Below are 22,130 nucleotides of genomic sequence, written 5' to 3'. Positions count from 1 at the left end.
TCTTGAGGGGTAATACTTAGCGATCTAATTCAAAATTCACTGTCGCCGTTTGTCCTGTTTCATCTAATACAATTAATTGATATTTACCCGGCAAATATAATTGCAGTGAATAATTCTTCTGATGCCCGTCCAGCGGTTCGCCATTCAAAAACCACCATCGTTGTCCCTCCCCGCCGCTGGTTGAAACGTTGAGGGTCATATTTTTCTCACCCGGAAGACGTTTAATTACCGCCCCTTCTCTGACGCCTGACAACATCATCGGCGCCGCATTATGATTATCCAGCGGAGGGCAAATAGCTGAACGGGCGGGAAGACGAGCAGCCCGTTTTTCAGCAGCAGGCAGCCAGGGCTCCAGCGGTAGCGGCCAGACATCCAGCACTTTCTCTGTCGCATCAGGACAATCCGCCGCAACGCGTTTGCCTTCTTTATCCAGCCAGACCGGGAAACGGATCCCGCGAATACCTTCCTGTTCCGGCAGCAACAGCGTAGGCGGTTCACTGCCTTCCAGCAGCCAGGTTGACAGCCGACGCCGACAGTTTTCGCTCCCTTCAGGCAGGGACTGGCCCCCCGGCCAGCAAATCACGCCCCGTCCTACGCTTGCAGGACGCGGATCGCGCGGCAGGCGCGCTTCATCCACCATCGAGCGGGACTGAAGCATGTTATTGACCTGATTCAGGAGCGGTACCGCGCTGGCGAAACCAAACTGCCCGGCAACGGGCGTGCCGTCCGGGCGTCCGGTCCAGATTCCAATGACATACCGGGCGTTCAGGCCGATGGCCCAGGCATCCCGGTAGCCATAGCTGGTGCCCGTTTTCCACGCCAGCGGCGCAACCTGGGGCAACGCACTGTCCGGCAGGGGCTGTGCTTCATTAGCGAGAATGCGACGAATGATCCACGCCGCCCCCTGCGACAGCAGCGGACGTTCGATCAGCGGATCGCCCGGCTGTAAACGCAGCCGGCCCGCCTTACCCTGACGCGCAAAGGCGCTATAGGCGGCAGCGATATCAGCCAGGCGTGCGCCTGCGCCCCCCAGGATCAGAGAGAGGTTGGGCTGTGCCCCCGCAGGCAGAATGAGCGGTAATCCCGCGTTGCTCAGCATTCCGGCAAAACGTTTTGGGCCGTACGCTTCCAGAACCTGCACCGCAGGCAGGTTGAGGGAACGCACCAGGGCTTCGCTCATACTGACCGGCCCATGGAAGCCGCTGTCAAAGTTGCCGGGACGATAATCCCCCGTTTTTCTTGGCACATCCTGTAATAACGAAGCGGGATGGATCAGACCATCGTCCAGCGCCATGCCATAGATGAATGGCTTGAGGACCGATCCCGGCGATCGGATCGCATTGACCATATCCACGTGGCTGAAACGGCTGTCATCATTGATATCTACCGAGCCTACCCAGCCACGCACTTTCATGGATGTATGATCCACGACGATCATCGCCAGCGAACTGCGGGCGGGCAGGCGTGATTTCCAGTTCATTGCCAGCTCTTCAAGCTGTCGTTGCAAAGCTGCATCCAGCGTGGTGACTATTTTTGTGTCACGACTTTTACTCAGCATCATGCGGGAAAAGAGCGGCGCCAGCTGCGGCATCTGCCGGGGAGCCAGCCAGACCGGCTCTTCACGGGACTCTTTCACCTGCTTCTCAGACCAGACGCCCTGAGTCAGCATGCGGTCGAGCACTTTGTTCCGCGCCGCTTCGGCACGTTCCGGCCAGCGGTCCGGGCGCAGACGGCTGGGTGCCTGCGGCAGAACTGCCAGCAGCGCCGCGTCGGAATAGCTCAGCTGAGACGGCGGTTTGCCAAGGTAAGTCCAGCTTGCCGCACCCACGCCCTGCAACGTGCCGCCAAACGGGGCACGGTTAAGATACAGCGTCAGGATTTCACGCTTGGAGAGATGCCACTCCAGCTGCATCGCCCGCCACAGCTGACGAATTTTACCGCCAAAGGTACGCGGATGCGGATCCAGCAGGCGCGCCACCTGCATGGTAAGCGTGCTCCCGCCGGAAACCACTCTCCCGGAGGTGAGATCCTGCCAGGCGGCACGCAGTACAGAAAGCGGATTGACGCCCGGGTGATCCCAGAACCAGCGATCTTCATACTGGATCAGCGCCTCAAGATAGCGTGGGGAAACCTCTTCAATGGTAACCGGATAGCGCCAGATGCCTTCGCTGTCGGCAAAACGCCACAGCGGAACACCCTGCTCATCCACCACCACTCGCGCTGGGTTGACCTCTTTCAGGGGCAACGGCCACACGCGGTCAGCGACGACAATCAGCCCCCCTGAAACGAGAAGCGCTCCCGCCAGCCACAGCCAGCGGGAGCGAATCAGGCGTGCTATCCGCATCTTACGGAACAACGATCAGCGGGCCACTGGCCGCCCCCGTTGCCCGCCACTGCGGAACGTACATGGACTCGACCATCGGAACAGGCACCTGGTAGGTTCCCGGCGTAACGGCACGGGCCAGGTAAACCAGCGTGACCGGCTGACCTTCATTGACCGGCACCGCGGCCACAAAGCGATCGTCGCGGAATTCCATGTGCTGAATATCAGACTGTTGCATCTGATTCAGCAGGTTTTGCACTTCACTGCCGCTGTCCTGCAAGCTGGCGCTGCTGCTCGCCAGATTCTGGTTTTCCAGCTCCAGACCTGCCGGGAGCAGATCCACCACCAGCGCATCCGGCACGTTCTGGCTGGCCTTCACCTCCAGCCACACCAGAACCAGCTCACCGCTCTTCAGAGAAGAGAGCGACTTGCTGCTGCCGTCTGTCGCCAGGATATGACGTTCAATCTGCAAGACATTAGAGGATGGCTGAGGCGCGTACTCCGGATAGCCAGTCGTGTCCAGTCGTACCCACAGCGGCGTAGTGCCGGTATTCGTCACCTGCAAGGCATCAAGCTGGTCGCCGTTCAGGTTTTCTACCTGCGCTTTATCACTGCTCTGGGTCTGTTCAGAGAGGCTGGTCGTTGCCGTCCACGCGCCTGACAAGGTTTGCAGTGAACGTCCGGCCATGAACAGCGCATTGCTCTCCTGGGTAGACAGCCAGCGCTGGCTGAACGCGTCTTCAGATAACGCGTTCAGCAGCCTGTTTTGCGCATCCGGCAGCAGCTTGTACTCTTCCAGCAGGGAGAGCATCAGGGCATTATCACGCAGCTGGCTGCCGTAATCCGCCATCCAGTTTCGGCTGTCGTTACGGGGAGTTTTGAGAGCCAGATCCAGCGCCTGCTGGCTGCGCGGTGCATCCCCCATCAGTTTGAGTGCCATGCCCAGCTGCATCAACGGAAGCCCGGAAGCAGCCTGAGCGTGGCGCTCCCAGATTTCACGCAGCGCACCGAGCGGCGCTTTTTGCTGACGAGCCAGCACCAGCGAAGCGTACGCCTGAACAGCAAATTTGCTGGCCTGGGTGTCGTCGCTGTAGCGGATGGACATCATCCCCGGATCCTGTAAATAGCGCAACAGTCGGCTGTTGGCGTTATTCACTGCCTCGGCAGGCACGCTGTAACCCTGCTCCCCTGCCCGCACCAGGAAGTCCGTGACATAGGCGGTCAGCCAGTACTCTTCCGGGCCGTTTTTATCCCACAAGGCAAAACCGCCATCGTCACGCTGCATTTGCAGCAGACGGGAGATCCCGATATCAATGGCCGCACGGCGTTTATCGTCGGTATCGCCTTTAATACCCAGTGCCTTAAGTTGTGCCGCGTTGGTGTAAAGCGACGGGAACAGGCCGCTGGTGGTCTGCTCAAGACATCCGTATGGATAGGCCTGAAGTTCACGAATGTAGCGCGCCAGATTTAAAGGTGGTTTACCGCTGAGCAACAGCTGCCCCTGTAGCGTGGCAGGCGAGAAACCGTTGATATGCTGTGCTGGTGCACTCCAGGATTCGCCAGGGTTCAGCATCGTGCCCGTATTCACCGTTTGCGCCGGGAATGCGGGACGCACGCCAATTTTCCAGCTTTTCTGCTGCGGCGCAAACGTCTCACCTGGGAGCTGAAGCCCCGTCACCTGAGCAGTCACTTCACCATCACCATAGCCTTCCAGGGCGCGCACCGGAATAAACAGGGTGCTACGTGCGCCAGGCGGCAGCTTAACCGGCTCTGGCTGAGCACCTTCGAGCGACAACTTACCGGTTGCGGTTAACGCAATGTTCAGCGTTTGCGGCTGGTCCGTCAGGTTAGTCAGGTCCAGCGTCAGGCGGGAGGTATCGCCACTGGCGAGGAATCGCGGCGTATTAAGCTCGGTGATAATCGGAGCCGCCACAATGATTTTGCTTTCGCTGCTGCCGAAATCGTCTTCCGTCCAGGCCTGCGCCATCAGACGCAGTTCGCCGTTGAAATCGCCAATCGGCAGCGTGATGGTGCCTTCGCCGTTGGCATCAAGCGTAACCGGCTGCGCCTGCTGGGCAATTATGGTGACATGGTTCACCGGTGGCTTACCGCCGCGTTTCAGTTCATCGCCGTCTCCGCCAAAGCGCAGTGCGGCCAGACGTCCCTGACCTTCAATCACCTGGCCGTAAACATCATAGATGTCCGCGCCATAGCGCTTCTGACCGAAGAAAGCTTCCCACGGATCCGGCGTGACGTAGTCGGTAATGTTCAGCACGCCGCTATCGACAGCCGAGACCAGCACGTTCACCTTCTGTGGCACAGCCCCCTCTTTTACGCTGGCTTTCACTTTCACAGAAAGCGTCTGGTTCGGACGCATTTTTTGCGGGTTATCCAGTGCGATGGCCAGGCGACGATTTTCGTCCCCCATTGGCAGATGCAGCAGGCCAACCGCCCGTTTTGGCGTGGCGGATTTGGATTTATCGCCAGGACGAACCACCAGCGTGCTGAGGTAGAGATCGTGACGTTTCCAGTCCTTATCCACCGGAATGGCGAGATCCAGACCGTTTGCTGGCACGTCGATCTCTTTCCACCACAGCGGTCCTTCGCTGGATTCGATCATTGCATAGCCCTTGCCTGCGGCCGGCGCTGCAATATGCAGGTTGATGGTATCGCCTGGCTGATAGGATGGCTTGTCCAGTTTCAGCGTCACACGATCCGGGCGAGCAGCGCCCGTGCCATCGCTGTTATCCTGCCAGCTGTACCCCGCCCAGAAGCGCACGCTGCTGACCATGTCATCAGGGGCTTTCACTTCCAGACGGTATGAGCCCCACTCCACCGGGAAGGTGACTTTACCGGTTTCATCGGCCTTGAGGTTTAGCTCCTGCTCGCCCTCAACCAGATCTTTTTGATCAAACTGAGACTGCCAGCCCTCACTCTCGGACCAGTTCCAGAAGTAGTCGCGACGCTCACGGATCAGACGCACCTGCAAACCAGATACCGCTTTTTTTGTCCCGCTGGCATCGGCATAGACGATGTCAAAGCTGGCGTTGCCGTTTTCATCGACAATCGGCTGATTGACGGTGGTATCGGTACGGTAGTCGTAAACGGCCTTGCTGGCGAACTGTGGGCGGATCCCCGGAAGTTCAGCCGCAGGCCAGATAGTCTGCTCGGCGCGTCGCGTTACCGGACGCCCACCTGATTCCAGCAGGCTGGCCTGCAAAATCAGTTGCAGCGGCGAGTGCGCCTCTTTCCACTGGCTTTCGGTGGTAACCTGCCCACGCCCCTGTTCGTCCAGCGTAAGCTGCACTTCATCCAGGCTGCGGCTCAGGTTCTCCTCGGCAATATCACCGAACTGGAAGCCAGGCAGCGCAGGCACCGCGTCACGTAGCGGACGCAGGAAAAGCTGGCCTTGCAGAGAATTGCCGTTAGCCGGCGCGCCATACAGGTAATAGCCCACAACGTTAAAGTCGACATTATCCTGCGGGGAAACTGGCGTTTTTTGCCCGGTCAGATTCAGCGCCATACGCTCAGGCATAAAATCTTCGACGTGGAAATCCCACATGCGCTGCTGGTTATCGCCCGTATTCGCGCGAATATGCCACATGCCGGTCTGGGCGCCGCTATCGAGCGGATAGTTGAAGCGATAAAGGCCGTTCTCAGGTTGCACAACGACCGTACGCGCCACCTGTCCGTCCGGGCGCAGCACGTCAAGTTTTACCGGCTGATCGGGAAGCGGTTTGCCATCGCTGTCGCGAAGCAGGCCGTTCAGGATCACCGTTTCACCCGGACGATAGAGATCGCGCGGGCCAAACATAAAGAACTGTTTGCTGTAACCCGGGTTACCGGCGATATCAAACTCCGCCAGATCGAGCGCCGGAAGTTTGAGGTCGAGAAGCGTCGTCTGGCCATCTTTACTGGCCAGGATCAGCGCGGCTTCTTTATCGGTTTCCAGTTTCGCATGACCATCGGCGTCGCTGTTCGCCTCGGCCAGGGTCTGCCCTTTATCGTTCAGAAGGGTAATGGCCACACCTGACTGCGCCGCACCGTTTTCAAGACTCTGGGTGAAGATGTCCAGGCGGTTATGATAACGGTGAGCGGACAGCCCAATATCACTTAAGGTAAAGAGCGTCGCGGCGTTACTGTAGTTATAGTGACCAGCCTGATTCATCACGGCGATATAGACGCCAGACTGCTGGAGCGGCTTAATATCTTTGAGCGGCAGGAGCAGTTTTTCACGCGTATTGCGCGCCGGGTTGAGGTCGAAACGGCCGGTGTAGACCAGTTCCGCCATCTTCAGCAGGTTGTCAGATTCCCAGTTGGTCAGCGAGTTACGGTACTCCCACTGGCTGACAAACGAGGCCAGCGACTCCGGCTTCACGCGATAGAAGTTCACATCCACATTGTTGACGTTGAGCGCCATCACCGGCAACCCTTCCACCACCTTACCCGGCAGCAGCGATCCGCGGCTGGCGAATCCGACCGTCGGTTCAACATCCCGGGTGGTGATCGCTTTTTCATAGTCGATGCCGAATGTCGCTTTGTTCAGCGCCAGCAAATTACGTTCGACGGTGACGACCAGATTACGATTCGGCTCCAGATGGCGCAGGCGCAGCTCTTTCAGATTGGGGGCCAGTTCCCAGGCGCCGTCCACTTTGCCGCTTTTTTTATCCACCACATGCACCGTTTTCGCAAAATCCTGGCTGGGATCCAGCGGTACAGAGAAGGTCAGAACCAGCGTCGCAGCGCCGTCGAGTTGCACTTCAGAGGCATCCAGCAGCGTCAACGCCTTGCCCTGACTCTGCGCGGCCAGCTTAGCCAGCTTTTCAGGATCCGGTTTTGCCGGGGTTTTCTGTTCTGATGCAGTAGACGCTGCGGGGGCAGCGGCCTGAGGTTTGTCGTCGCTGTTATCACAGCCGACAAGCGTAAAGGTGGTGAGCAGCGCGAGAGAGATCGCAGCTAAGCGAAACGGTTTCATCCTGTGTCCCTGGCCTGAGGGGCCTGTTGGTCATCGTCCGGATAAGTATTATCCGCAAGTTTCGTTAATACAAAAAGTCCAATTTTATAATCTGGAAAGCACCTCGCAGAATGGCATCACGCAGCCAAACCGTGATGGAACGGCGATCACAGCGCATAACGTAACATGTTACCTTTCGCGTCATTTGTTTTTAAAACAAGAAGATAGCTGGATAAGCTCGCATCAGGCCTGCTAGTTTTATGACCATGACGCACCCCGAGTGCGCGGTTCAATAAGAGAGAAAGCCATGAAACGAGCCGTGAACGCCCTACAAAATTTCGGAAAATCATTGTACGGACCTGTACTTATCTTACCCATCGTCGGCCTGTTTATCGCCTTCGGGAATGTACTGGGTAACGGCAATCTGGCCGAGTACCTGCCGTTTCTCGGCCACCCGCTGCTCCAGAGTGTCGGCCAGCTGATCGCCAAATCTGCCGTGTCGGTGCTGGTCAACCTGGCGCTGGTGTTTGCCGTCGGGATCCCCATTGGACTGGCAACACGAGACAAAGGCTACGCGGCGCTGATTGGGCTGGTGACCTTTATCGTATTCATTAACGCGATGAACGTGACGTTACAGCTTCAGGGAGAACTGGCCCCTGCGGAACAGATGAAAGCCGCCGGACAAAGCATGGTGCTGGGCGTCCAGGTGCTGGAGATGGGCGTTTTCGCCGGGATCCTGACCGGGGCGCTCTCCGGTTATCTGTACAACAAATATTCCGGTGTCCAGTTTAACGGCGCGATGGCGATTTACTCCGGCCACTGCTTTGTCGCGATTGTGATGCTGCCTGTCTCTATGCTGCTCGGCGTGGTCATGAGCGAACTCTGGCCGTACGCACAGCATGGAATAAGCGCTTTGGCGCTGGCGATCAAAGGGTCCGGTCCGTTTGGCGTGGCGATCTACGGTTTCCTTGAACGCATTCTGGTGCCGACGGGCCTGCATCATCTGGTCTATACGCCGTTCCTGTATACCGAACTGGGCGGTACGCAGGAGGTGTGTGGCGCAACCTATCAGGGCGCGCGCAATATCTACTTCGCCGAGATGGCCTGCCCGGACGTGAAGCAGCTCAGCAGTACCGTGGTGTGGGATGCGCGCGGCATCAGCAAGATGTTCGGCCTTCCTGCCGCCGCGCTGGCGATGTACATGACCGCGAAGCCAGAGCGTAAAGCGATTGCGAAAGCGATTCTGATCCCGGCGGCGCTGACCTCGCTGCTGGTCGGCGTAACCGAGCCGATTGAATTCTCCTTCCTGTTTGTCGCCCCGCTGCTGTTCGTGGTGCATGCGGTGCTGACCGGCATCGGCATGATGCTGTTCTCGCTGTTTGGCGTTCACGCCATCGGCGCCAACGGGATTATCGATTTCATCCTCTACAACCTGCCGCTCGGCACGGAGAAGTCCAACTGGCCCATGTACATCGTGGTCGGGCTGATCATGTTCGCCCTTTATTTCGTGGTATTCCGCTTCCTGATCCTGCGCTTCAACATGAAAACGCCGGGCCGTGAAGATGAGGACCAGGAGACACGCCTTTACAGCAAGCAGGAGTACCAGGCGAAGGGCAATAACGACGAGCTGGGCGAATCCATCGTGGTGGGTCTGGGCGGTCGGGAAAATATAGAGGTAGTGGATAACTGCTACACCCGCTTACGCGTCACGGTGAAGGACGTCGACATCATCGACGAACCGCGCCTGAAAGCGACCGGCGCGAAAGGGGTTATCAAACAAGGTAACAACGTTCAGGTGGTCTACGGGCTGCATGTCAAAAAAATGCGAGAAGCCGTTGAGACGTTTCTCTGAAAGGAGCTAAAGATGTTTACACCCCCATTTATTCTGTCGATTGCCGGCGGCGGCAGCACCTACACGCCAGGTATTGTGAAAAGCCTGATGGTACGTCTGCATGATTTCCCTCTGGCAGAGATCCGCCTGTATGACATTGACGAGGCGCGCCAGAACACCATTGCGCCCGTGGTGGAGAAGGTTATTCGCGACCACAGCCAGAGCATCAAATTCACCGTCACCAGCGACCCGGAAGTGGCCTTCAGCGGCGCGCATTTTGTTTTTGCCCAGATGCGCGTCGGACAGTACAAAATGCGCGAGCAGGATGAAAAGATCCCGCTGCGCCACGGGGTGGTCGGCCAGGAAACCTGCGGACCCGGCGGGCTGGCATATGGCCTGCGTACTATCCTGCCGATGGTAGAGCTGATCGATCGGGTGGAACGCTACGCGCACGAAAAGGCGTGGATCGTGAACTACTCCAACCCGGCGGCGATTGTAGCTGAGGGCGTGCGTCGCCTGCGCCCCAACGCACGCGTGCTGAACATCTGCGATATGCCGGTTGCCGCGATGCGCAATATGGGCGCCATTCTGGGCGTGGATCGCCATAAACTGGAGGTGGACTATTTTGGCCTCAACCATTTCGGCTGGTTTACCCGCGTGCGGGTGGACGGCGAGGACAAGCTGCCGGAGCTGCGTAAACATATCGCGAAGTTTGGCCTGCTGACGGAAGATGCCGCGAAAACCGACCCGCAGCACTCGGATCCGTCGTGGGTGAAAACCTGGCGCAACATCAAGCCGATTATGGATAACTTCCCGGAGTACCTGCCGAACCCGTATCTACAGTACTACCTGATGCCAAACCAGATTGTGGAGCATCAGAACCCTGACTATACCCGCGCCAACGAAGTGATGAACGGGCGTGAGAAAAAGCTGTTTGCCGCCGCCGAAGAGTACCAGCGCACCGGAATTTTACCGGACGCCTTCCACGTAGGTGTTCACGGCGAATTTATCGTCGATGTCGCCTGCTCACTGGCGTTCAACCTGCGCCAACGCCATCTGGTAATGGTGGAAAACCGCGGGGCGATTACCAACCTGCCGTACGATGCGGTGGTGGAGGTGCCTGCCTATATCACCTCCGAAGGGCCGGAGCCTGTCCGCGTGGGTCAGGTACCGCTGTTCCACCAGACGCTCCTGCAACAGCAGCTGGCCTCTGAACAGCTGCTGGTTGAGGCAACCATCGAAGGCAGCTACGAGAAAGCGTTGCAGGCGTTCACTCTGAACCGCACCGTGCCGACCATGGAGCACGCGAAAGCGATTCTGGATGAGATGATCGAAGCCAACCGCGACTACTGGCCTGCGCTGCAAAAGGCCTGGCAGGACGGTGAAGCGGTGAAAAAATAGGGGCTTGCTCGCGAGTTGAACGTGGTTAGCTTGTCGGTGTCAGAAAAAACACCGACAATCCTTTTTTACGGAAAAGAATGGAGGCAACCATGTCCACCTCATATTTTGTCGCTGCCGACTGGCTGATTGAGCACGGCGACGACCCGGAAGTTCAGATTATCGACGCGCGCATGGCCCCTCCGGGCCAGGAGCATCGTGACGTTCCCGCTGAATACCGTGCAGGGCACCTGCCTGGCGCGGTATTTTTTGATATCGAAGCCCTCTCCGATCACACCTCTCCCCTGCCGCACATGCTGCCTCGCCCGGAAGCGTTTTCCGTGGCGATGCGCGAGCTGGGCATCAGCAAAGATAAACATCTTGTTGTTTACGATGAAGGTAATCTGTTTTCCGCGCCGCGAGCGTGGTGGATGCTGAAAAACTTCGGCGTGGAAAAGGTATCGATTCTGGCGGGCGGACTTGCAGGCTGGAAGCGCGACGAACTACCGCTTCAGCAGGGTGACGTCACGCTGCCGGAAGGGGAATTTGATGCCACGTTTGACGCTAACGTGGTCAAGCGCCTGACCGATGTGCTGGTCGTGAGCCACGAAAACACGGCGCAAATCGTCGATGCGCGTCCCGCTCCACGTTTCAACGCAGAAGCGGACGAGCCGCGTCCGGGACTGAAACGCGGACATATCCCGGGGGCGCTGAACGTACCGTGGGGCGATCTGGTGTTTGAAGGCGAGCTGAAAACCACCGATGAATTGCGTGCCATTTTTGAACGTCAGGGCGTGGATTTGCATCGTCCGGTTATTGCCAGCTGCGGCTCCGGCGTGACGGCCTGCGTGGTGATCCTGGCGCTGGCAACCCTTGGCGCGAATGACGTGACTCTGTACGACGGCGCCTGGAGTGAATGGGGTGCACGGGACGATCTGCCGGTTGAACCGGCGAAATAATGGATAACCGCCTGGCAACGCTGTTAACGCGCGGATCGTCGCTGACCCGCGCGGAGTATCGCGTCCTCGCCCACCTCACTGAGCATCCATTGCTGGTGGGCAACATCACGGTGCGCGAGCTGGCGCAGGCGACATTTGTCTCTACCGCGACGATTATGCGGCTGTGTCAGAAACTGGGGTTTAGCGGCTTTAGCGAGTTTATCTGGCACTGCAAGCAGCTGCTTTCTGACACGCCGCATATCACCGTACAGCCTGAGCAACATGCGGAAATGCCCGCGCTTTTTACCCGGTTCGTTGCCAACTATCAGCAGACCTTCCAGTGGGTCACTCAGGACAAACGCCAGCAGTTTGCCAGCCTGCTGCGCCAGAAAGAGAGCTTCTTTCTCTACGGCGCCGGGTTTTCGTACCTTTTTGCCGAGTACCTGACCAAGAAGTTGCAGGTGCTGGGAAAAACGGCGTTCATCTCCGGGCCGGGAGACAGCCGGAATATTTTTCTCAGCAACGCCGCGCGCTATCAGGTGTTTATTGCCGTTTCACGCAGCGGCGAAACGGAGCAGGTACTGGATAAAGCGCGGATCGCCAAAAACGTCGGCATGACGATCGTCGCCTTTACCCGCGCGTCGGCCAATACGCTGGCAGGCATGGCGGACGTGCATTTTGCCCTCTATGACGAAGCGGTACATTTCGCCGCCGAAGCCGCAGGGGTAACGTCGTTTGAGTCGAATCTGGTGCTGCTGATGGATTTACTGCTGCTGGAAGCAACGGGGTGAAGGTCACCCCGCCGTAATCAGATAATGCGGTTGGTCTTGAGATCGCGCAGGAAGCCGCCCCAGCGACGCTCGTAGAACGGGGTGATGTGCTCGGTAATAAAGTGGCTGATCCCCTTCTCACCTTTCTTCACCTGACAGATATCAATCGGCTCATCGCCCGGCAGGGTGTCGGTTGCCACGCTTCCCGCTGCCTGGATGATCTCGTCGATATCGCCGTCGGCCTCAATCCCTATCAGCAGAACAGGCTTTTCGTCAGCGCTCTCTTTGATAGAGCAGAGAAACGCGCGTTTTACCGGCTTGATGGTTTTAAACAGCGTGGTCAGGGAGTCAATCATCTGCGCGGGCGGCTCGGCCACTTCAGACAGCAGCAGCGTTTCGCCCCCTTCCAGCACCTCCTGAGTGCTGAGCGGGTTGCCCTCGTCACCAATCAGGTGGCTGATTTCGCGCGGAGTAAACTCTTTCCCGGTCGGCAGTTTGGCGTTGAGGAACAGCGTCTGCCCCAGGGTCATTTCGAACAACGTGCGCACCGGCATCACCACGAACGCCTGTTCGTCTTCTACCGCTTCCTGCAAGGCCTCGAGCGAAGTAAAGAACGGGATCACCGAGGTGCCGTCGTCTTTCTCCCAGTGCAGCAGATCCAGCGCGCTGTCTTCGACAACCTGCTCCCCTTCCGCCGCGGTGCCCGGCACCCAGACGGTGGATTCCAGCAGCGTGCGGAAAAAGGCCGGACGGTGGGCGGGTTCGGTCGCCGCCTGCTCCAGCAGGGTTTCTAATTCGTTTTTGGTTTCTGACATAGTTTGGCTACTTCAAAAAACGCCGGGTGGCGCTTTGCTGACCCGGCCTACAAAACCGTAGGCCCGTGCAAGCGCAGCGCCGCCGGGCAATACGATGACTCCGAAGGCGCGCGTAAGCGTAGCGCTACCCGGCAAAAAAGATCACTCAGCCGTCAGCAGGTTCGCCACGGTACGCACGCCCAGACCGGTCGCACCCGCAGACCACTGCTCAACCGCCGCTTTACGGTAGGTTGCGGAGCAGTCAATGTGCAGCCAGCCTTCATGGTAGTTCTCAACGAAGTGAGACAGGAAGCCTGCTGCGGTGCTTGCCCCCGCCGGGTACGCCGCGCTCGCGGTGTTGTTCAGCTCGGCGAAGTTGGACGGCAGCTGGCTGCGGTGGAACTCGGCCAGCGGCAGACGCCAGAACGGTTCGTTTTCCGCCGCCGCGCTGGCCAGCAGGCGAGCGGCCAGCTTGTCGTCGAAGCTGAACAGGGCGTGATAGTCGTTACCCAGCGCCGTTTTCGCCGCGCCGGTCAGGGTTGCCATGTCGATAATCAGCTCCGGCTTCTGCGCAGAGGCGTCGATCAGGCCATCGGCCAGCACCAGACGGCCTTCGGCGTCGGTGTTCATCACCTCAACGTTTTTACCGTTGCGGTAGCGAATGATGTCGCCCAGCTTGAAGGCGTTGCCGCTCACCATGTTGTCCGCGCAGCACAGGTAGAGCTTCACGCGCTTGTTCAGACCGCGGGTGATGGCGAACGCCAGCGCGCCGGTAATGGTGGCCGCACCGCCCATGTCGGACTTCATGGAATCCATGAACGCGCTCTGCTTCAGGCTGTAGCCGCCGGTGTCGAAAGTGATGCCTTTTCCGACCAGACAGGCAAAGACCGGCGCTTCTTTATCGCCGGTTGGGTTGTAATCCAGCGCCAGCAGGACCGGAGGACGCTCGGAGCCACGGCCCACGGTGTGGATGCCCATGTAGTTCTGCTCGCGCAGGTCTTCACCTTTGGTGATGCGGTAAGACATCTTGTCGCCCGCCACGCCGCACAGCAGGTCGACGGCGCGCTGCGCCAGCTGCTCAGGGCCTAACTCTTCCGCCGGGGCGTTGATGGTGTCGCGCACCCAGTCGATGATTTGCAGGCGGCTTTCCAGCTCTTTCTGACCGGCTTCGTCGAGGGTCGCCCACTCGATTTTGCGGGTGCCTTTCGGGCCTTTGTAGCCTGCCCAGAATGCCCAGCTGCGATCGGTGTCCCAGCCTTCGCCTTCCAGAGACACATGCTTAATGCCAAGGCCGTCAATTTTACGCGCGGCGCGCTGGATCAAACCTAAATCATCATTGCCCGTCAGGTGCAGGGTAATACCGTCATTGTTGATGCTGTAGGTGGCTTTTTCGCCCCAGCGTGCGTCAGCAGGCTGATTCGAGAGCGTAATCTTCATCGCTTCGGTCATTTTATTTATCCTTATTAGCAAACGGGCCGCCTGAAGGCAGCCCGTTAAGTGATTTACTCTGCTTCATCTAACCAGACTAACAGAATCGCCTCCAGAATTTTTTCATTGGATGCGTTTGGATCGTCGTCGAAATCTTCCAGATCGCAAATCCACTGATGCATGTCGGTGAATCGTACGGTCTTCGGATCGAGATCCGGGTTCGCGTCGTAGAGCGCTTCGCCGATTTCACGGCTGTCTGTCCACTTCAGTCCCATATCAATGCTCGCGTGCGTGGTTGATGGTGTAGCGTGGGAACTCCACGACCAGATCTTCATCGGTCACCGCAGCCTGGCAGCTTAAGCGGCTGTCTGGCTCCAGACCCCATGCTTTATCCAGCATGTCGTCTTCGTCTTCGGTGCTCTCGGCGAGAGAATCAAAACCTTCACGTACGATGCAGTGGCACGTTGTGCAGGCACAGGATTTTTCACAGGCGTGTTCCACTTCGATACCTGCACGCAGGGCAACATCGAGAATGGTTTCACCGGTCTTCGCTTCCAGAACAGCGCCATCCGGACAGAGGTCCGCATGAGGCAAAATTACAATTTTTGGCATATTAAACCTCGTCCACGGACTGGCCTTTCAGCGCGACGCGGACAGATTTGTCCATGCGGCGAGCAGCGAAGTCCTGGGTTTGTTTATCAACGTTTTTAATGGCTTCTTCTATTGCGTCAGCGTCATTGCCTTCGGCGACTGCGCTTAAGCGCGCGGCAGCGTCATCAATCACCTGGCGCTCAGCGGCGCTTAACAGCGCGGCATCGGCAGCGAGCGCGCCGTTCAGGCTTTCCAGCACGCGTGCGGCTTCCACTTTTTGTTCGGCCAGCATACGCGCCTTCACATCCTGCTCGGCGTAGCTCATTGAGTCCTGAATCATGGAGGCGATTTCGCCATCGGTCAGGCCGTAGGACGGCTTCACCTGGATGGACGATTCCACGCCGGTCGATTTTTCCATCGCCGTGACGCTCAGCAGGCCGTCCGCATCCACCTGGAAGGTAACGCGAATATGCGCCCCGCCCGCCGGCAGCGCCGGAATTCCGCGCAGCGCAAAGCGCGCCAGAGAGCGGCAGTCCTGCACCAGCTCGCGCTCGCCCTGCATCACGTGGATGGACATCGCGGTCTGGCCGTCTTTGAAGGTAGTAAACTCCTGCGCGCGCGCCACCGGAATGGTGGTGTTACGCGGAATGACTTTCTCCACCAGGCCGCCCATGGTTTCTAAACCCAGAGACAGCGGGATGACGTCCAGCAGCAGCATTTCGCTGTCCGGCTTGTTGCCGACCAGGATATCGGCCTGGATAGCGGCGCCCACGGCAACCACTTTGTCCGGGTCGATAGAGGTCAGCGGCGTGCGGCCAAAGAATTCGCCCACGCGCTCGCGCACCAGCGGCACGCGGGTTGAGCCGCCAACCATGACCACTTCCAGCACCTCGCTGGCCTCCACGCCCGCATCTTTCAATGCGCGACGGCAGGCCAGCAGGGTACGCTTAACCAGAGGCGCAATCAGTTCGCTGAACTGATTGCGGGTGATCTCACCCTGCCAGCCCGCAACGTTAACCGTGACCGATTGCGCGTCGCTCAGGGCAATTTTGGCGTCGATGGCCGCATCCAGCAGTTCACGCTGTACGCGCGCATCGCTGCGATCGCTGATGCCCGCCTGCTCGCGGATGTAGTCTGCCAGCAGATGGTCGAAGTCATCGCCGCCGAGCGCGGAATCCCCGCCGGTCGCCAGCACTTCGAACACGCCGCGGCTCAAGCGCAGGATTGAGATATCAAACGTCCCGCCGCCGAGATCGTAAACCGCAATCACCCCTTCCTGACCGGAATCGAGGCCGTAGGCAATGGCCGCCGCCGTCGGTTCGTTCAGCAGACGCAGCACATGCAGGCCCGCCAGACGCGCGGCGTCTTTGGTGCCCTGACGCTGTGCATCGTCGAAGTAGGCCGGAACGGTGATTACCACGCCGTCGAGATCGCCGCCGAGCGTCGCCGTGGCGCGCGCCGCCAGCGCTTTGAGGATGTCAGCGGAAACGCGAATCGGGTTCAGCAGACCGGCAGACGTCGCGATCATCGGCAGGCCGTTTTCGCTGGCCTGTAGCTGATACGGCAGATGCGGGTAACGGGTCTGGATATCAGCCAGCGAGCGGCCCATCATGCGCTTAACCGAGCTGATGGTATTGGCCGGATCGCGCGCGGCGTTGGCGCGGGCATCAAACCCGACCGCGTGACCCTGCTGCTGGTAGTGGACCACCGAAGGCAGCAGATGGCGCCCCTGCTCGTCAGCCAGCGTTTCCGCCTGGCCGCTACGCACGGTCGCCACGAGAGAATTGGTGGTGCCCAGATCAATACCGACCGCCAGACGACGCTGGTGCGGTGCGGCGCTTAAGCCTGGCTCACTAATTTGTAATAAGGCCATAATTGCTTCCGAAATTAAAAATCGAGCAGCTTTTCTTCGAGTTGTTCAGCACTGCTTCGCAGTTTATCGAGAAAACGGAGTTTGCGCACAGTGTCTGCCGCCACGTCCCAGGTCTCGTTGTTCAGTTGCTCCACCATCTGCTGATGGCGGGTATCGAACATGCCCTTTACGCGCGTGATAAAGCTTTCCAGGCGCGCTTCGTCTTTAGCCTGTTCAATTTCATCCAGCTCTTCGCGCAGCTCCAGCTGTTCCATCAGAAAGGCGGTGTCGCGCACGGTATGCTGTTCGCTCGCCAGATCGAAACCGTGGAGCGAGAGCAGATATTCTGCACGCGCCAGCGGATGACGCAGCGTTTGCCAGGCCTGGTTGATGGTTGCGGAGTGTGACACCGCAGCCAGCTGCTCTGCCTGCGTCCCGCTGGCGAATTTATCCGGATGGTACTGACGCTGGAGATCCTGAAAACGGACCGTCAGCGCCTGGAGATCGATCGGGTATTGAGCGGGTAGTCCGAAGAGAGTGAAGTAATCCATAACAATCTCAGGGGTAGCCTGTTAGAACAAACCCCACGCGTAGCAAAGCCACGGTGGGGTTTCGGATGACGCGCGGTTAAACGTGGAAGCTTTCGCCGCAACCACACTCGTCTTTGACGTTCGGATTCGTGAATTTGAACCCTTCGTTCAGGCCTTCTTTTACGAAGTCCAGCTGAGTGCCGTTGAGGAATTGCAGGCTTTTGCCATCGACCACCACCTTCACGCCCTTGTCTTCAAACACGGTGTCATCAGACGCCGGTTCGTCAACAAACTCCAGTACGTAAGCCATACCAGAACAGCCGGAGGTACGTACGCCCAGTCGCAGGCCAAAGCCTTTACCACGGTTCGCCAGAAAAGAGCTTACTCGCGCGGCAGCGCTGTCGCTAAGGGTAATCGACATACTCAAACCTCAATTATTTTGCTTCACGTTTGCTTTTGTAATCCGCAATGGCGGCTTTGATCGCGTCTTCTGCCAGAATTGAGCAGTGAATTTTCACCGGCGGCAGTTCGAGTTCTTCAGCAATATCCGTGTTCTTGATTGCCTGTGCTTCGTCCAGAGACTTGCCCTTCACCCATTCGGTGACCAGGGAGCTGGAAGCGATAGCAGAACCGCAGCCGTAGGTCTTGAAGCGCGCGTCTTCAATGATACCTTCATTGTTGACTTTAATCTGCAACTTCATTACGTCGCCACACGCTGGCGCGCCAACCATACCGCTACCGACAGATTCATCGCTGTTGTCAAAAGAGCCAACGTTGCGCGGGTTCTCGTAATGATCGATAACTTTTTCGCTGTATGCCATGATTGAATTCTCCTTATGTACCGATTAGTGATGTGACCATTCAATGCTGTTCAGATCCACGCCCTGCTTGAACATTTCCCACAGTGGAGAAAGGTCGCGCAGACGGCCAATGGAGTTACGAACCAGTTTGATGGTGTAGTCAATCTCTTCTTCGGTAGTAAAACGACCTAAAGAGAAACGGATAGAGCTGTGTGCCAGCTCGTCAGTCATACCCAGCGCGCGCAGCACGTAGGATGGCTCCAGGCTTGCAGACGTACAGGCAGAACCGGAAGAAACCGCCAGGTCTTTCAGCGCCATGATCAGCGACTCGCCTTCAACATAGTTGAAGCTGACGTTGAGGATGTTTGGCGCGCCCTGCTCGAGATCGCCGTTCAGATACACTTCTTCCATATCTTTCACGCCGTCCCACAGACGGTTACGCAGCGTACGCAGGCGTGCCATCTCGGTTTCCATCTCTTCTTTCGCGATGCGATACGCTTCGCCCATGCCCACGATCTGGTGAACAGGCAGCGTACCGGAACGCATGCCGCGCTCGTGACCACCGCCGTGCATCTGTGCTTCGATGCGGATACGTGGCTTACGACGAACGTACAGCGCGCCGATACCTTTCGGACCATAGATTTTGTGACCGGAGAAGGACATCAGGTCCACTTTCAGCTGGCTCAGGTCGATAGGCAGTTTGCCCACGCTCTGGGTCGCATCCACGTGGTAGATGATGCCGCGCGCACGGCACATTTCGCCGATGGTTGCGATGTCCTGCACAACGCCGATTTCGTTGTTAACGTGCATGATGGAAACCAGAATGGTGTCATCACGCATGGCCGCTTCGAGCTCTTTCAGGTCGATGATCCCGTTGCTCTGCGGCGCCAGGTAAGTCACTTCGAACCCTTCACGCTCCAGCTGACGGCAGGTGTCCAGCACGGCTTTGTGTTCGGTTTTGCTGGTAATAATGTGCTTGCCTTTTTTCTGATAAAAGTTGGCAGCACCTTTGATCGCCAGGTTGTCGGATTCGGTCGCGCCGGAGGTGAAAACAATTTCACGCGGATCGGCACCAACCAGGTCAGCAATCTGATTACGGGCGATATCAACCGCCTCTTCAGCATGCCAGCCAAAACGGTGAGAACGGGAAGCTGGGTTACCAAAGTTTCCGTCCAGGGTCAGACACTGCATCATTTTCTCGGCAACACGCGGGTCCACCGGCGTGGTTGCGGAGTAATCGAGATAAATCGGTAATTTCATTGCTCTATAAACTCCGTACATCGCTTCAATGCAAGGAATCAGGCAACCGGCTGGATGTACGACCGAGTACGCGGGGCGAGCTAACGCCCCGGCCTGATTCTGAAATACTTATCTTTTTAATTACGCGCGCAGTTTAACGTCGATGGCGTCCTGCGAACGGGTGCTGCGCTGTGAATCCTGACTATGCTGACGACCAGAGACATCCAGAACTTCCTGGTTATTAACCAGTTCACCCAGGGTGATGTTGTTCAGGAAGCCGGTCAGACGGTCGCTCAGATCGCGCCACAGCGCGTGGGTCAGGCATTTATCGCCGCCCTGACAGCCGCCTTTACCCTGGCAACGGGTCGCGTCAACGGATTCGTCAACCGCGCTAATCACTTCGCCAACCGCAATACTGCCTGCGTCTTTACCCAGCAGATAACCGCCGCCCGGGCCACGAACGCTGGACACCAGTCCATTTTTACGCAGTCTGGAGAACAGCTGTTCCAGGTAAGAGAGGGAGATCCCTTGTCGTTCAGAAATATCAGCCAACGGAACCGGGCCCGCTTCGGAGTTGAGCGCAACGTCCAGCATCGCGGTCACGGCATAACGCCCTTTAGATGTCAGTCTCATGTCTTACTTAACCTCAAACTCGCCCCTGCCCGGGGTTTTTTATTGTAAAATGGGGGTATTGCATAGCAGGGCCAAGTCTGACATTCCTGACTAAATTGGTCAACTATTTACTTGACTGTTTTAGTCAGGTATTTAACCTTCTGTGCCGTATTTTGCCCGGCGGCGCTGCGCTTGCACGGGCCTACGGGCTTTGTAGGCCGGGTAAGCGCAGCGCCACCCGGCGAACACACTGCACTACTCTTTATTCTTCTGCTCAATCGACGCCAGAATCCCGCGCAGGATGTTCAGCTCCTGGCTTTCCGGACGCGCGCGGGTGAACATACGGCGCAGCTTGTTCATCACCTGACCCGGGTGGCCTTCACGGATAAAGCCGGTTGAGAGCAGCGTCTGCTCCAGATGACCGTAGAAGCGCTCAAGGTCGTCCACCAGCGGGTAGGCCGTCTCTTCTTTAGGTTCGACCGGTTTCTCCTGCGTCGCCAGCCATGCCATGCGCACTTCATAGGCAATCACCTGCACCGCCATCGCCAGATTCAGCGAGCTGTATTCCGGGTTGGCGGCAATCGCCACATGATAGTGGCACTTCTGTAATTCCTCGTTGGTCAGGCCAACACGTTCACGGCCAAACACCAGCGCAACCGGCGCCTGTTCCGCTTCTGAGATGCTTTTCAGGCCGCATTCGCGCGGGTCCAGCATCGGCCAGGGCAGCGTACGGGAGCGCGCGCTGGTCCCCACCACCAGGCTGCAACCGGCCAGAGCTTCATCCAGGGTGTCCACGATCTGCGCATTCCCGATCACGTCGCTGGCGCCGGCCGCCAGAGCAATAGCCTGAGAGTCTGGTTTCACCAGCGGATTCACCAGCCACAGGTTCGTTAAGCCCATGGTTTTCATAGCGCGGGCCACAGAGCCCATGTTGCCGGTGTGCGATGTTTCGACCAGCACGATTCGAATGTTTTGCAGCATAATTTTTAAATGTCTGGATTCAGTGTCTGAAGAATATTCGGGCATATTATCATAAACGAGAGACATAATCCGATCCCGCTGCTATACTCTGCGCCGATTTTCCTGTTCTTTAACATCCAGTGAGAGAGACCGATGCATCCGATGCTGACCATCGCCGTGCGCGCAGCGCGCAAGGCGGGTAATGTAATTGCCAAACACTACGAAACCCCAGACTCCGTAGAAACCAGCCAGAAAGGCAGCAATGATTTCGTGACGAACGTAGATAAAGCCGCAGAAGCGATTATTATCGAAACGATCCGCAAATCTTACCCGCAGCACACCATCATCACCGAAGAAAGCGGTGAACATGAAGGTACCGATCAGGATGTTCAATGGGTTATCGATCCACTGGATGGCACCACCAACTTCGTCAAACGCCTGCCACACTTCTCTGTGTCTATCGCAGTACGCATCAAAGGCCGTACTGAAGTCGCCGTTGTTTACGATCCAATGCGTAACGAACTGTTCACCGCGACCCGCGGTCAGGGCGCGCAGCTGAACGGCTACCGTCTGCGTTGCAGCAATGCACGCGATCTGGACGGCACGATTCTGGCGACCGGCTTCCCGTTCAAGGCGAAGCAGCACGCAACCACTTATATGAATATCCTGGGCAAGCTGTTCACCGAATGCGCGGACTTCCGTCGCACCGGCTCTGCTGCACTGGATCTGGCCTACGTCGCGACCGGCCGCGTTGACGGTTACTTTGAGCTGTCTCTGAAGCCGTGGGACTTCGCGGCGGGCGAGCTGATCGCTCGTGAAGCAGGCGCGATTGTTTGCGACTTCACCGGCGGCCATAACTATATGTCTACCGGCAACATCGTTGCAGGTAACCCGCGCGTTGTTAAAGCCATGCTGGCAAACATGCGTGATGAACTGAGCGATGCGCTGAAGCGTTAATCCCGGTAACTGCACTCAGCGGTTATTTCCCCAATGCTGTCTGTTTTTATAAATCCCCGATATTCATCATCGGGGATTTTTTATTAGTCGTTCCTGTTACGCCTAAATAATCATCAGTATTTACTCTATAATTTAATTTATAGCAGATTGCCTTTTCGTTTTTATCATTACGAT

Annotated in this window: 18 protein-coding genes; 5 read left to right on the top strand and 13 right to left on the bottom strand. The window is 57.6% G+C overall.

Annotated features, from left to right (window positions below):
* Window positions 1-16: 16 nt before the first annotated feature.
* Together pbpC and O1722_RS06385 are read right to left on the bottom strand one after the other, a co-directional pair.
* Window positions 17-2,344 (bottom strand): peptidoglycan glycosyltransferase PbpC, encoded by a 2,328-nt coding sequence (gene pbpC / locus O1722_RS06390; protein ID WP_023295146.1) that lies wholly within the window; start codon window positions 2,342-2,344, stop codon window positions 17-19.
* A 1-nt stretch (window position 2,345) separates the two neighbouring features.
* The gene (locus O1722_RS06385; RefSeq protein ID WP_033487455.1) at window positions 2,346-7,298 is read right to left on the bottom strand and encodes an alpha-2-macroglobulin family protein; all 4,953 of its coding nucleotides are present in this window, start codon (window positions 7,296-7,298) and stop codon (window positions 2,346-2,348) included.
* Between the two features lie 286 nt (window positions 7,299-7,584).
* On the opposite strand from O1722_RS06385, the gene O1722_RS06380 reads away from it, so the two are divergent.
* The 4 genes from O1722_RS06380 to O1722_RS06365 all read left to right on the top strand — a co-directional run bounded on the left by O1722_RS06380 (window position 7,585) and on the right by O1722_RS06365 (window position 12,214).
* On the top strand, window positions 7,585-9,129 hold the full coding sequence (locus O1722_RS06380) for a PTS transporter subunit EIIC (protein ID WP_033487456.1): 1,545 nt from the start codon (window positions 7,585-7,587) through the stop codon (window positions 9,127-9,129).
* Between the two features lie 12 nt (window positions 9,130-9,141).
* Window positions 9,142-10,509, top strand: a complete 1,368-nt coding sequence (locus tag O1722_RS06375; RefSeq protein WP_017692919.1) for a 6-phospho-alpha-glucosidase — start codon at window positions 9,142-9,144, stop codon at window positions 10,507-10,509.
* Between the two features lie 89 nt (window positions 10,510-10,598).
* Complete coding sequence (gene sseA, locus O1722_RS06370; protein ID WP_017383536.1) at window positions 10,599-11,444, top strand: 3-mercaptopyruvate sulfurtransferase; 846 nt, start codon at window positions 10,599-10,601, stop codon at window positions 11,442-11,444.
* A complete protein-coding gene (locus tag O1722_RS06365; protein WP_015572161.1) occupies window positions 11,444-12,214 on the top strand; it encodes a MurR/RpiR family transcriptional regulator in 771 nt (256 codons plus the stop codon). Before sseA ends, O1722_RS06365 begins: the two co-directional genes overlap by 1 nt.
* Before the next feature lie 17 nt (window positions 12,215-12,231).
* Here O1722_RS06365 and sseB read toward each other — a convergent pair whose 3' ends face one another.
* The 11 genes from sseB to trmJ all read right to left on the bottom strand — a co-directional run bounded on the left by sseB (window position 12,232) and on the right by trmJ (window position 21,020).
* Entirely contained in the window at window positions 12,232-13,008 is a 777-nt protein-coding gene (sseB, locus tag O1722_RS06360) for an enhanced serine sensitivity protein SseB (protein WP_023325069.1), read from the bottom strand.
* Window positions 13,009-13,149: 141 nt separating this feature from the next.
* The gene (gene pepB / locus O1722_RS06355; RefSeq protein ID WP_033487457.1) at window positions 13,150-14,436 is read right to left on the bottom strand and encodes an aminopeptidase PepB; all 1,287 of its coding nucleotides are present in this window, start codon (window positions 14,434-14,436) and stop codon (window positions 13,150-13,152) included.
* 53 nt (window positions 14,437-14,489) lie between these two features.
* The gene (gene iscX / locus O1722_RS06350) at window positions 14,490-14,690 is read right to left on the bottom strand and encodes a Fe-S cluster assembly protein IscX (protein ID WP_003860650.1); all 201 of its coding nucleotides are present in this window, start codon (window positions 14,688-14,690) and stop codon (window positions 14,490-14,492) included.
* A 1-nt stretch (window position 14,691) separates the two neighbouring features.
* Complete coding sequence (gene fdx / locus O1722_RS06345) at window positions 14,692-15,027, bottom strand: ISC system 2Fe-2S type ferredoxin (RefSeq protein ID WP_003860652.1); 336 nt, start codon at window positions 15,025-15,027, stop codon at window positions 14,692-14,694.
* Window position 15,028: 1 nt separating this feature from the next.
* Complete coding sequence (hscA, locus tag O1722_RS06340; RefSeq protein ID WP_015572159.1) at window positions 15,029-16,879, bottom strand: Fe-S protein assembly chaperone HscA; 1,851 nt, start codon at window positions 16,877-16,879, stop codon at window positions 15,029-15,031.
* A 14-nt stretch (window positions 16,880-16,893) separates the two neighbouring features.
* Entirely contained in the window at window positions 16,894-17,409 is a 516-nt protein-coding gene (hscB, locus tag O1722_RS06335; protein ID WP_003860657.1) for a co-chaperone HscB, read from the bottom strand.
* Between the two features lie 76 nt (window positions 17,410-17,485).
* Window positions 17,486-17,809 carry an iron-sulfur cluster assembly protein IscA gene (gene iscA, locus O1722_RS06330; protein WP_003860659.1) on the bottom strand — a complete coding sequence of 108 codons (324 nt, stop codon included), beginning with the start codon at window positions 17,807-17,809 and terminating at the stop codon, window positions 17,486-17,488.
* Window positions 17,810-17,822: 13 nt separating this feature from the next.
* Window positions 17,823-18,209 (bottom strand): Fe-S cluster assembly scaffold IscU, encoded by a 387-nt coding sequence (iscU, locus tag O1722_RS06325; RefSeq protein WP_003860661.1) that lies wholly within the window; start codon window positions 18,207-18,209, stop codon window positions 17,823-17,825.
* A 24-nt stretch (window positions 18,210-18,233) separates the two neighbouring features.
* On the bottom strand, window positions 18,234-19,448 hold the full coding sequence (iscS, locus tag O1722_RS06320; RefSeq protein ID WP_003860663.1) for a cysteine desulfurase: 1,215 nt from the start codon (window positions 19,446-19,448) through the stop codon (window positions 18,234-18,236).
* A 120-nt stretch (window positions 19,449-19,568) separates the two neighbouring features.
* Window positions 19,569-20,060 (bottom strand): Fe-S cluster assembly transcriptional regulator IscR, encoded by a 492-nt coding sequence (gene iscR, locus O1722_RS06315; protein ID WP_022649018.1) that lies wholly within the window; start codon window positions 20,058-20,060, stop codon window positions 19,569-19,571.
* 234 nt (window positions 20,061-20,294) lie between these two features.
* Window positions 20,295-21,020, bottom strand: coding sequence for a tRNA (cytosine(32)/uridine(32)-2'-O)-methyltransferase TrmJ (gene trmJ, locus O1722_RS06310; protein WP_015572157.1), 726 nt, complete (start codon window positions 21,018-21,020; stop codon window positions 20,295-20,297).
* Window positions 21,021-21,152: 132 nt separating this feature from the next.
* On the opposite strand from trmJ, the gene suhB reads away from it, so the two are divergent.
* Window positions 21,153-21,956 (top strand): inositol-1-monophosphatase, encoded by an 804-nt coding sequence (gene suhB, locus O1722_RS06305; protein WP_003860668.1) that lies wholly within the window; start codon window positions 21,153-21,155, stop codon window positions 21,954-21,956.
* Window positions 21,957-22,130: the final 174 nt, after the last annotated feature.

It is taken from the genome of Enterobacter cloacae complex sp. HYC003_NIDB (assembly GCF_056673375.1).
Note: the sequence above shows the minus strand (reverse complement) of the source record. Positions and strands in the feature narration are given on the sequence as shown.